The organism is Gilliamella sp. wkB195 (genome assembly GCF_001690445.1).
In the GTDB taxonomy this organism is placed as follows: domain Bacteria; phylum Pseudomonadota; class Gammaproteobacteria; order Enterobacterales; family Orbaceae; genus Gilliamella; species Gilliamella apicola_E.
The window spans coordinates 157137-169916 of the sequence record NZ_LZGP01000037.1 but is presented as its reverse complement, the minus strand read 5'-3'; the positions used below and the strand labels follow the sequence as shown (position 1 = coordinate 169916).

The following is a 12780-nucleotide window of genomic DNA, read 5'->3' as shown; positions in this document are numbered from 1 at the left end:
TTAAATGACCTAATAGGCACGATTACCATTTTTCTGGAAAACATCCTTCATTTGAAAAAGTATTATTTTTACAGCTTAAAGTTCCATCACTGACGGCGATTGCCAAGCTATTTCCTAATTGATCATAACCACGAACATTTAGCGCAGTACCATCTATGTATAAAGTAAATAGCGTATCATCAGCGATAATCTGTAACTCATATTCACGATCTGCTTCAAGATGAATAGGGCGCTCTAAACCTTTATTCATCACGCGATACCAAGGATAACAAGGGGTTTTATCGAAAGTTAATCGGTTATCAACAAGCGAAAAAATAAAATCATATGATTCGCCAGTATGTTTATCTTTCATCAAACGGATGGAAAAATCTCGAGTACCTTTACTGAATTTAACTGTCGTTGAAAAACGGAATGTTTTGCCTGTATTTTCAATTAATAATTGTTCTTGACGTGCGTAAGGAGAATTAATTGAAAAATCATCAATTTTTTGGGGATGAATAAAAGCATTCCATAAACTATCCACTACTTTTACACCAAGTGTATGATCAGCTTTTTGATAAACTTCATGAGGTACAAAAGTTCCTGCCCATTGGAAATTTTTTAAATCATCATTATCTTCTTTAGTTGGTACCCAACCAAAAAGAATACGACGTTTACCGTCAAAGGCGGTTCTTGCTGCATAGTAAGCTCGCCCATCAAAAGCATCGTCGTCAGGGGTGATCCATGGACCTTCTAAAGATTGGCTCATGACGTAGCGAGTTTTACTTTGATCGCTATATTCGGTATAAATCAAATACCACCAATTTCCAATTTTGAATAAGTCAGGCATTTCAATCATGGTATATTTACCCGCTACCCAAAAATCACCTTGGAATTGCCAATTTTTTAAATCTTTTGATGTAAAAGCAACAACTCGACCAGATTGTTCTGTTTTCGGTCCTTTTAATCTTGCGCCTAGAATCAATAAATATTCTTGCTTTTCATCATTCCAAATTACCCAGGGATCTCGCCAATCACTAATGTCATAACCAGGTTGTGGTGTTAGTGTTATAAGTTGCGAGGATTTATGCCATGTTTTAAAATCGTCGCTCCAAGCATGTAATAATACTTGTGATGTTTTTCCCTCTTTCTCCCAATTGCGGTTGTAACCTGTATAAAAAGCATGTCCTTTACCTTCTGCTTCGAAGACACATCCAGCATAGATAAACTGATCGACATCTTGTTCACCACCTTTTTTAATAGAATCTCCCAAATTTTGGTAATTAACAAAATCAGTCGTAGTGGCAAGTGACCATCCAAACGGTTCACCAAAAGGGCAAGGGTTGCGATTGTCGCGTTGATCATAAAGATAAAAAACCCCGTCTTTTCCAAATGGCATAATATCGCCAACCCAGTAGCCTTTTGGTTGATAATGTAATTTTTGCATTTTTTACTCCTTTTATTTATATGTGAATAAATGACATTTCTTTGTCATTCACTTTTGAAATAATTTATTTCATTTCATGTCAACCGCGTTCATATGTCAACCGCGTCCATAATTAGAATGCAAAATTTGTGAGGGATATCACTTATTCCGAAGTGATTTTGTGATGAATGTCACTAAAAAATTTGATCTTAAAATTACAAATCAACTGAATGATTTACGTCATTATAAAAAGCATTATAATTATCTCGTTATAATATTAATGATAGTTAAAGGATGATTATGAAATTAAGCAGAGATGATGTTGCTAAACTAGCGGGTGTTTCCGCTACTACTGTTTCACGGGTATTAAATAATCGTGGATATATTAGTGCAACAACTCGTCAACGTGTGCAAGAAGCAATGGAAACGTTGGGATACTATCCTAATGAATTAGCACGTTCATTATCAAATAATAAAAGTAATTTAATAGGCTTGATTTTTCCAAGTTTAACTAATCCATTCCAAATGGAATTAATCAGTTATTTAGAAAGAATATTATCTCGCCAAGGTTATAAAATATTAATTTGCAACAGTCATCATAATCAAGAAGAGGAAAAAAATTTTTTATCGATGCTAAGGCGTCATCAGGTTGAAGGAGTCATAGTTAACTCTATGAATGAAAATTTAGCTGATTACCTAATACCCGATCTGAATATCGTCTCGATAGATCGAAAAATAAATGAAAAAATACCTGTTATTTCATGTGACAACTATGCAGGAGGACTTCTAGCTAGCCAACATTTAATAAAAAATGGTTGTAAGAAAATTCTTTATATTGGTTCGATTACAAATGATAAACACGTTGATATGGATGCTAATAAACGGTATCAAGCTTACAAAGATAGCATTCAAGTTGCAGGTCTTAAGTCAATTACACTTGATATGGATTTCTCAATTAGCTATGAAGAAAAATATCAGTTAATTAAAAAACGGTTACAGTCCCAAACTATTGATGGAGTATTAGCTGATGATTCATCAGCGATTGCAACAATTAATGCTGCGCGAGATTGTGGATTATCTTTACCTTCGCAATTACAAGTAGTTGGATTTGATGGTGCTGAATTAACTCTACAACATATGCCGTTTTTAACTACAATCCGTCAACCAATTCTACAAATTGCCCAAAATGCAGTATCGATACTGTTAGCAATGATTAATGGTGAACCCTATCAAAGCATAACTAATTTACCAATTAGCTTGTATCAAGGTTATGATAATCCATTTTAAGTGATTTTATATATAAAAAAATTCAAGAAACAAATGCTTATAAATCAATTGCATACAATGATTTATATAAAAACTTTAAATTTTTTTGAAATTATTTGGAACTTTTTATGATTTAGTCTGTCTATATATTCAGATTACGTTAATTCATTTTTTGCCTTCCACTCAATTTTTGAGTGGATTTTTTTTATCTACTGCTTTTACTAATTCAATTGCACGCTTTTCTAATATTCAAATAATCTGCATAAATAATTGATGTATGGAAACATATTGAAAAAAGATTAGCAGCAAGTTAATCTAGCCGATCTTAAATTTCTATTAAAATAGTGATATTTTTATCATTACCAAGCCTTTTTCCTATATTTTTATTTTTTGTATGTCCAATTTGACAACCAAATGATAGGGAAATGATTAACATATAAATAGTCGATGGAGAGAAAAAACTTTTATGTTATTTTCATTGAAGACAAGAGGGCATCTGATTGCTTTGATGACAGTGTTTCTATGGGGAACCACTTTCATTGCCACTAAAGTATTGTTAATCGATTTTAAACCTATTGAAATCTTATTTTACCGGTTTGGTTTGGGTTATTTAACGCTTTGGATTTTAGCGCCACGGATCTTTGCTTGGCAAGGCTTAAAACAAGAGTTGATGTTTTTGTGTGCCGGGTTTTGTGGTGTAACCTGCTATTTTTTATGTGAGAATATTGCCTTAACTTATACCACCGCCTCAAACGTAGGGGTGATTACCACATTAGCACCCGTGTTTACCGCACTTTTATCGATCTTCTTTTTAAAAACTGAACGGCCAGCTAAGCGATTTTATATCGGGTGTTTATTTGCAATCTTCGGCGTTGGATTAATAAGTTTAAATGGTAAATTTGTACTGTCACTTAATCCGTTGGGTGATCTGCTTGCGGTAGGTGCCTGCTTGTTTTGGGCATGTTATTCAATTTTGACTAAAAAATGCAGTCATTATGGATACAATACGATTTTATTAACACGACGCTTCTTTTTTTATGGTTTAGTGATGATGTTACCAGCGTTGTATCTGTTTGATTTCAAATGGGGACTGGATCGCTTCACGCACACGGCTAATCTTTTTAATATTCTATTCTTAGGCGTTGGGGCTTCGGCTATCTGTTTTGCTTCCTGGAATTATGCGGTGAAATTAGTTGGTGCAGTAAAAATTAGTATCTATCTGTATTTAGTTCCAATTTTAACCATTATTGCTGCAGTCGTTATTTTAAATGAGCCTTTTACTTGGATCGCTGCTATCGGTACGTTATCAACCCTCATTGGGGTATTGTTATCAGAAGGAAAAATCAGAATCAGCAAGCATTGATCTTATAAATCAAGTGAATCACTAAAAGGGGCTATTGCCCCTTTTTTGCTTATTTTAAGGTGTTATACGTTTATCGATCGCTTCCATAATGATTTGACCGAGATGCGTATAGTTTTCATCAAAATGGTGACCACCAGGTAATTTATAAGCCTCTCCTTTCATCTCTGGTTGTAGACAACCGGTATCTTCTTTTTCTTCTTCACCATAGATGCAAAATAATTTATTTGCTGGAATCTGATTTACTTCCGGCGCGGTTTTCATTTCATCGCCAGATTGACCAAGCCAGCCACTTACTTCTATTTCGAAATTAGCGTCTTTTGAAAAGGCAATCATAATTAAAGCTTGTACACTTTCTTGATCGTCTTTGGATAATCGATTGTATAGTGCAGGTAAGATATCACCACCAAATGAATAACCAGCTAAAATAAATTTATTAACGCCCCATTTATTCCGATATTCTTGCATTAAATGAGTAAGATCTTTAGCACTACGTTCAACGGAACGATGTTGCCAAAATAGTTTTAGTGCATCAACACCAACGACAGAATAACCATGAGAAGCCATATACTCTGCCGAAACCTTGTCTAAATCTCGCCAACCGCCATCACCTGAATAATAAAAAGTAACACTATTGGGATGCGATTGTTTACCTTTAGCGGGTAATTCTATTACTGGTAATGGTTCATGCTCACCAAATAAAATAGATGGTAAATGTAAACTTAACAGTTCAATTGGTGATGCTTGATATTCGCCAATTTTGGTGGTTACTTTAATCTGCTTTTGTTGTCGAGGAAAAATGGCAACTTGTTCATCTGGTGGATTATTCCAAATTACTTGCCATTCTCCATGGTTAGCCTGAGCGGGTAAAGGTGCATCACAATCTTTATGATCTAATGTAAATTCAATCGATAAAGCTTTGGCATCATCATTTTGTTGGGTTAACCACCGATAAGCAAAGGCGGCACCTTCTTGCATACCAGCAACAACAAACTTATCTTCATTTAAGACTATTTGTGCTTGCTCAAAACGAGTTTGCTGTTTTTCACAACTTCCTTGCGGTTCTAATTCAAACTGTACTAATTTAGCGCCTGTTGATTCAGATAAACTTAATAATTGATCAGCCGTAAAATGATTATCTTTAGTGGCAACAATTATAGCAGCAGCCTCAGCTGATTGTTTTGGGGTAGCCGATAAAATAGAAAAGTTTTGATTAATGGCTATGGTATTTACAGAAGCGGTTCGTTGGTTTTTATAAAAATACCAACCTACGACTATGCAAACTGCAATGAATACTAAAATCATAAAGAATAAAATATAACGTATGATATTTTTCATCTTATTTGTTCTTATTTTGAGTTAAATTCGTTTTACCGCCAGAAATTAACATAGTGGTGTCAATCAAGGCGACCAAAGGATCAAGTCCATTGGGAACCGCCATATAACGTGGTTCCCAATGAGTAGCAAATTTTTCTTTAAAGCGACGTAAACCTTGGAAGTTATAAAAACGTCCACCACGTCGAAAAACTAACGCCCCTAAGCGTTGGATCATTGGCGCACCACGTCGCCTTTGCATACCCGCAAGCGGGACCATCCCTAAACTAAAGTACTGATAGCCTTTTTCCTGATAATGTAGAATCAATCCTACCATCAAAAATTCCATAGTGGATTTAGGAATATCTTGTAAAACTCGCATTAAATCAATGGTTGCACTGTAGTTTTGATTGGTTTCGAGTAAATTCACAAAAGCAATAATTTTGCCTTGGTATTCAATAACTGCAATGGTGAAATTATCTAAATAAGATTTCGAAAAAGCGCCTAACGAAAATTTCTTTTCTTTTGAGTGTTTGTTTTTTAACCATGCATCCGAGACTATTTTTAGCTCATCAAGCGGTGCAGTACCTGGTGGATAAAATTTTAAACTAAGTCCATCTCGTTGCCCGCGATTCCAAGTATATCGAAGATCTTTATAACCTTTTGATGTTAAATCAAATTCATTTAAATTAACTAACGCTTCTTCACCAAGTTTGACCACTCTAAGCCCTATATCCATATAGAATGGCAAATTGTTTGCTCTAACTTGGTAAAAAACTGGGCGTAAATGGTGTTGATCACAAAGATCCCTAAATTCCCATATTAAATCTGCGCGCGCACTATCATTACCAATTGGATCATAAAGCGCAACCATACTTCTTCCTCGCCTTGCATACATGATAAAAGCGGTTTTTGATTGATTGAAAAGTAATGATTTATCACCACTCATCACTAATCCGCCTTCAGGTTGCTTCGAGTTGAGGATGATTTGATGGGCTTCGCTCAATTCTTCTTTAGTGGGAATGGTTAAGATGGGTAATGCCGGTTTGAAAGACCAAAATAACATCACACCACTTAATAATATAAAACTCCCTAATGCTGCACGCAAGGCTCGAGGAACACGGCTATCTAATTCAAATTGCCACCATAAATTGTGACTATAAGGAATATCTTGATAAATAAATAAAATTAGCCAAACAAATAGGATAAGTAAGCCAAATGTGATCACAAAGGATTTTAACGAAAAGGGCAAAATACTTAGTCGGCTTTTACGATAAAAGGCGTGTCTAAAATAGAACAATGATATTGCTATCGATAATAAAGTAAAGGCTTCAATCCAATGTAAACCTCTTAATAATGAGCAGATACTACCTAATATCAACAAGATAACGGACAATCCCCAAGCAGAATAAAGTCGGCGACGTAATCCCATCGCTAGTAATAAACATAAAACACCAATTAAGCTGGCAGTTAAATGGGCAAAATTGACGATTTTGTTAGGAATGAAGGTGCTATGATGATTAAATCCTGGGATGACACTTGAAAACATCATCACCACTCCAGCAAAGAATACCGAGGCGGCCATAATTGATGCAGCAATGCCAGTATCCGTTTCTTTTACTTGCGGAGCAGAAAGAAAGTTTTTGCCTTCATGGATTAACAGCAAAATCCCTGCGGGAATGAGTGGTAATATAATATAAATTAATCGATAAATAACTAAAGCAATAGTTAATGATGCTGCACCAATTTGAGATGAAAAAGCGGCTAATATAATTGCTTCAAATATACCCACACCACCCGGAACATGACTAAGCACCCCTGCGACTAAAGCAAGAATATAAATCATGATAAAAACAATAAAATTTGGCTTATTCGGTAATAAGAAATAGAGGATCGCACCAGCTAAAATAGCATCTAGTAAGGTAATTAAAAATTGACTGCTAGCTAAACGCCCGTTAGGTAAACGGATTTTCCAATGAAAAAGTTGGTATAAACGCGTATCTTTATTAGGTTTTTCAGGTAATCGATGAACATGTAAAAATAACAATACACAGGCATAAATGATAAATACTACACTAGAGATTAACTCGATACTAATTGCTGAAGTATGGAGTGCTATCATAGTTTGTTTAATATGAATTAGTGCTGCGATTGTTGCTAATAAAGGTAAGGTAAAGCCTAACGAAAGGGTAACAAAAATCGACATCCTTGCTACATCAATCGTGGTCAATCCGTATTTAAAATAGAGTCGACAACGAATGGAGCCACCTGATAATGCTGATAATCCGACAGCATTACCAATCGCCGAAGCACAAATGCCGCCGACCGCAATTGTTGATAATTTTAGTTCAACACCTGCATAACGTGCAGCTGACCATTCATAGCAGATAAGCATAATATAACTAGCTATTGCTGATAAACACGAAAGTAAAATTGCATGGTAAGGAAGTTGGTGTAGAGCTGACCTTAAATCATTAATATTGATGGTTTTTAATAAATGCCAACACACTATCAGTGCAATACAAAAAATAGATAGTCCAAATAGTAGAGCGATGAATTGACGATATCGAGTGAAGCATTCTATAAGTTGCCATGGCAAAACTTTACGTGTTGATATTTTCACTTAATCAACTCCAGTTAGTTGCACTGATTATGAATTTTGATTAGCGCATTCTACCTCTCGGAATTAGTGAAAACAATCGAAAGAAATTAAAAAAAATATAAAAAAAACATTAAATACTAGGCATTTTTTAGTAAATGAGGCCAAACAGTCATTAATTATGATACCAATTTAGGATTAATGATTTTTTTTAATTGATTTTATTCATTTTTTATAATTAATTTCTTTGTCATAATTATTAATTAAAAGGATAAATAGCGGTTGAGTTTTAACTGCGGTAATATAAACAATATTCAGGTTTTAATAAAATCTTACACTAAATTTTAATAAGCATAATAAAATGACTATATCACCCCAAACCACTCTTAATAACGTTAAAATGTATGTAAAGCAAAAGCTCTCCCATGATTTTTCTGGTCATGATATGGCGCATATTGAGCGAGTGGTTAAATTAGCCCAAAAAATTCTTAACCACCAGCCACAAGCAAATGCTTTTATTGTGTTGATGAGTGCTTATTTACATGATGTTATTGATGAAAAAGTTACGGAAGATGTTGATAGTGCCATAATTGAATTAAAAGAGTATTTGCGCAGTTTGAAATTAACATCAGCCGAAATTAGTGCTATTTTCGATATTATTGAAAATATGTCCTATCGAAAAAATCTTTCACAAAAAGCCACATTATCGCTCGAAGGGCAAATTGTTCAAGACGCGGATCGCCTTGATGCAATTGGCGCTATTGGCATTGGGCGCACTTTTTATTATGGTGGTAATAAACACAATATCATGCATGATCCCAATGTCCCACCTCGAATCAAACTTGATGAAAACAATTATAAACAGACCAATACCGTAATTAATCACTTCTATGAAAAATTATTTTTACTTAAAGATATGATGAATACTGATACCGCTAAACAAATGGCCGAAAAGCGCCATGAAATATTGGTTAAATTTGTCAATCAATTTGAACAAGAATGGCTTGGCGTCGATTGATTTTATCCATCTATTATTTTTATTTAGATAGGTATTGGCGCACCAATTATTGAAAGAACAATAGGCAATGTAATTAAACTCAACAAAGTACTCACCAAGGTTGCACTAGATACCAGTTCAGGATGAGTATCAAATTGTACTGACATTAAGGTCGTATTGGCTGCACTTGGCATTGCGGCTAAAACGATAAGAATTTGTTTATACATGGGTGACAGTGGCATAAAATAAACCATCGCAAAAGCCACTATTGGTGATATAACCATTCTTGCAGTTAAAGCAAATGAGAGCTTTGGGTAATCAAGTTGGGTAATTTTTATTTTAGCCAGCTGCATTCCGAGAATAATCATAATGATGACAATAGATGAGTCACCGATCATTCCAATTGAAGTCATAATAGATTTTGACAGTGGAATGTGGCAAAGCTGGAAAATAATTCCGGCAAAAGCACCATAGGCAACTGGCATTCTAATCACTTTTTTTATTACATCTTTTTGACTCACAATATCACTATGTGCACTGCCTTTAGCCGCATAATAAATACCAACGGTGCTCATAACAAATTGTTGTAACACCATCATAATGACACCCAAATCGAATCCAAGCGATCCAAAAAACACCAGTAATACTGGGGTGCCATAATTACCATTGTTCATAAAGCATGAACTTAAAATCAACGCACAACGCTCTTTTACCGAATAGCGCATAGCAATTGACCACATGCTGACAATAAATACCAAAGAAAAGCAGAGTCCAAAAATATAGGCGATATAGATTAAATAGTCGCTGGTTAAGGTATGCGTGTAAAACGTTTTAAAAGCCAAAAAAGGTGAAAGCACATACAGCGACATTTTGGAAAGATTGGCGACATCAAACTTCAGAACTTTTTGGGCAATAAATCCTACAATAAAAATAGAAAAAATAGGAAATAAAATAATAAAAAATTGCATTGTGTTAACTTTTCGATAATTAGTTTATTGAATCTATAGCCAATACTATCGATTCGCGTAGTTTTTGACAGGTGTTATCATCAAGGGCTTTATTGTGTTTATCTGTTAGAATAAACAGATCTTCAATATGCTCACCAATTGTCGCTATTTTAGCACTACTCAACGATAAGTCTAACTTTGCAAAGACTTCACCAACACAAGCAAGTAATCCCGGTTTATCAAGTGCGATTAATTCCATATAAGTATCGTTAATTGAAGAGACAAAGTTAACTTGAGTCGGAACAGAAAATGATCGTAATCTTTGTTTAGTCGGCTTAATCGTCACACCTTTATAAACTGATTGATGAAGAACTTTATTTAAAGTTTGAATGATATCTTGGTGACGATTTTCAGGCACCACTTGCCCATTAGGTTCAAGTACAATAAAAGTATCAAGCGCAAATCCATTTTTATTAGTAATAATTAAAGCATCATGAATACTTAAATTTAGCATACTTAAAGCATTACATGCCGCTGCAAATAGGAAAGGTCTATCTGATGAGTAGATAATTATTTCCGTACCACCATGATAAGGATTTGGATTAATTGAAACGAGTGTTTGATTCAATTCATGGTTCAAAAGAAGCTGTACATGCCAAGCAATCTGTTCAGCGGTATATCGCAAAAAGTAGTCAACACGATAGCTTTGCCAAAAATGTTTAATGGATTGTTCATCGTAATTTTGTGCAAGCAATTGAGCTAATGCTTGCTGTTTATGTTGACGTGCAATACTGCGTTGTTCTGGTATTTGATGAATGCCAGAATCAAGCGAGCGCTTCGCTGTTAGATAAAGCTCACGCATTAAGCTCTGTTTCCAGCTATTCCACAAGGTTTCATTGGTTGCACAAACATCGGCAACCGTTAAACAAAGCAAATACTGTAATCGTCGTTTGCTTTTAACGAGCTGAACAAATTCACGAATAACTTCCGGATCTTGCAGATCACGGTTTTGGGCTGTTACTGACATCAATAAATGATAACGAACTAACCAGACAATCAAATCAGTATCTTTCGCATCTAATTCATGTAATTGACAGAAAGATTCCACTAATTTTGCGCCAATTTCCGAATGATCGCCATGCCGTCCTTTGCCAATATCATGAAATAATCCGGTAATAATAAGCAATTCAGGTTTTGATAATTTAGCCAATGCCATTGAACTATTTGGATGTTTTTGTTTGCCATCTTCTGAACGTAAAAGATCCAGTTCTAACAATAAACGGATAGTATGTTCATCTACGGTATAAGCATGAAATAAATCAAACTGCATCATTCCTGAAATCTGTTGCCAACCGGGAATATAAACTGCCAGAATACCATATTGATGCATGGGTAAAATGGCTTTTTTGATCGCATCAGGATGTTTAATGATCTTCATAAACAACGTTCTTGCCTCTGGCTTTTCACATAATAAATACGTGAGTTTTCGCCTTGCAGAACGGAGTTGTCTAATGGTATTAGAGTAAAGTCCGGTAATTTGAGGATTAAGTAAAAGCGTATAGAACAGCTTAAGAATCGTTACCGGATCATCAGTAAAAACACTATTATGTTTAACATCGATAAGGTTATCTCTACTTTGGAAATGCTCATCGATATCATAAGTTTTATATTGTGAGTAACTTTTCAATATTGATTCATCAAATAACTGTAAAAGCATTTGATTGAGTTCAGTAATATTATGTGCTACCCGATAATAATCATGCATCATGTTTTCAACCGGAGCATTTCCTTCTCCACTATAACCTAACATTTTAGCGATGCTTAACTGGCGATCGAATAGTAGGCGGTTGTCATAGCGGTTAATAACACAATGCAGGGCAAAACGCATCCGCCATAAAAATTTGCGACAGGCTTTGAATTCTTCGACTTCCTCGGGTGTGAGATAATCAAAATGTCCAATTTTTTGCAAAAACTCTCCCCCAAAATGGCGAATAGCTAACCATTGGATAATTTGCATATCACGCAAGCCACCAGGACTATTTTTCAAATCCGGTTCTAAATTATAGGTGGTACTATGATACTGTTGGTGCCTTTCTTGTTGTTCCTTGATTTTTGCGCGATAAAACGCTGGCGAAGGCCAAATTTTATCGCTAAAAATTTGTGTTTGGAGTTCCTTAAGTAATGACTCACTTCCTGCAATCAATCTTGATTCAATTAAGTTTGTCATAATTGTGATATCATTTTTAGCTTCTTGCAGGCAGGTCTTTAATGTTCTGACGCTGTGACCAATATCCAGATGAAGATCCCAAAGTAAACGAACTAGATCACCTATCTGTTTTTCAAGCTCTTTGGTGAGTGAGTTATCACTTAGTATCAAAATATCGATATCAGACAAAGGATGCAGTTCACAACGGCCATAACCACCAACAGCAATAAGTGCAATCCGATTTTTTTTAAATAGCGATGAAATTTGTTCTGGAATTTGATAGTAATGCCATAAACGTTCAAGTAGCTGATCGATAAATTGACTACGCAGGTGTACTAAATCATCAATATCAGCATTATTTTCGAATTGAGTAATCGACCATTGTTGAAACGCATTGAGTTGCTGTTTTATATAAGGAACTGCGATTTGGTTATCACTAAAATTAAGCGGAGAGACAGAATAAAACAAATGCGCATTAGCCATAGTCATCATATCAAATTGAGATAATTCAATTGTCATATCGTCTCCCGATTTTAAAAGAGTGTCAAGTTAGAATACCTTTACTTTTAATTAAAGAGCATTTGTACCTTTTAAAATTGATTTTTGATTTTTTTTGTTAAAATAATTGAGGAGTGTATACCGTTTGATAATATTTATTGAGGATACATTCACCTAATACAAATCCT

8 protein-coding genes are annotated in these 12780 nt (G+C 34.9%); 3 read left to right on the top strand and 5 right to left on the bottom strand.

Going from position 1 to position 12780, the window contains the following annotated elements; translation table 11 throughout:
• Positions 1-22: 22 nt before the first annotated feature.
• Positions 23-1426 carry a glycosyl hydrolase family 32 gene (locus A9G08_RS10640; protein ID WP_065563678.1) on the bottom strand — a complete coding sequence of 468 codons (1404 nt, stop codon included), beginning with the start codon at positions 1424-1426 and terminating at the stop codon, positions 23-25.
• Positions 1427-1705: 279 nt separating this feature from the next.
• Here A9G08_RS10640 and A9G08_RS10635 point away from each other — a divergent pair, with 279 nt between their 5' ends.
• Both A9G08_RS10635 and A9G08_RS10630 read left to right on the top strand, forming a co-directional pair.
• Positions 1706-2692, top strand: a complete 987-nt coding sequence (locus A9G08_RS10635) for a LacI family DNA-binding transcriptional regulator (protein WP_065563677.1) — start codon at positions 1706-1708, stop codon at positions 2690-2692.
• A gap of 445 nt (positions 2693-3137) precedes the next feature.
• Positions 3138-4034 carry a DMT family transporter gene (locus A9G08_RS10630; protein WP_065563676.1) on the top strand — a complete coding sequence of 299 codons (897 nt, stop codon included), beginning with the start codon at positions 3138-3140 and terminating at the stop codon, positions 4032-4034.
• Positions 4035-4088: 54 nt separating this feature from the next.
• Here A9G08_RS10630 and A9G08_RS10625 read toward each other — a convergent pair whose 3' ends face one another.
• Together A9G08_RS10625 and mprF are read right to left on the bottom strand one after the other, a co-directional pair.
• A complete protein-coding gene (locus tag A9G08_RS10625) occupies positions 4089-5369 on the bottom strand; it encodes a virulence factor family protein (protein ID WP_065563675.1) in 1281 nt (426 codons plus the stop codon).
• Position 5370: 1 nt separating this feature from the next.
• Entirely contained in the window at positions 5371-7968 is a 2598-nt protein-coding gene (gene mprF, locus A9G08_RS10620) for a bifunctional lysylphosphatidylglycerol flippase/synthetase MprF (protein WP_065563674.1), read from the bottom strand.
• Between the two features lie 337 nt (positions 7969-8305).
• Here mprF and A9G08_RS10615 point away from each other — a divergent pair, with 337 nt between their 5' ends.
• Entirely contained in the window at positions 8306-8962 is a 657-nt protein-coding gene (locus A9G08_RS10615) for an HD domain-containing protein (RefSeq protein ID WP_065563673.1), read from the top strand.
• Positions 8963-8985: 23 nt separating this feature from the next.
• Here A9G08_RS10615 and A9G08_RS10610 read toward each other — a convergent pair whose 3' ends face one another.
• Complete coding sequence (locus tag A9G08_RS10610) at positions 8986-9909, bottom strand: AEC family transporter (protein WP_065563672.1); 924 nt, start codon at positions 9907-9909, stop codon at positions 8986-8988.
• Between the two features lie 19 nt (positions 9910-9928).
• On the bottom strand, positions 9929-12613 hold the full coding sequence (gene glnD / locus A9G08_RS10605) for a bifunctional uridylyltransferase/uridylyl-removing protein GlnD (protein WP_218058477.1): 2685 nt from the start codon (positions 12611-12613) through the stop codon (positions 9929-9931).
• Between the last annotated feature and the right edge of the window lie 167 nt (positions 12614-12780).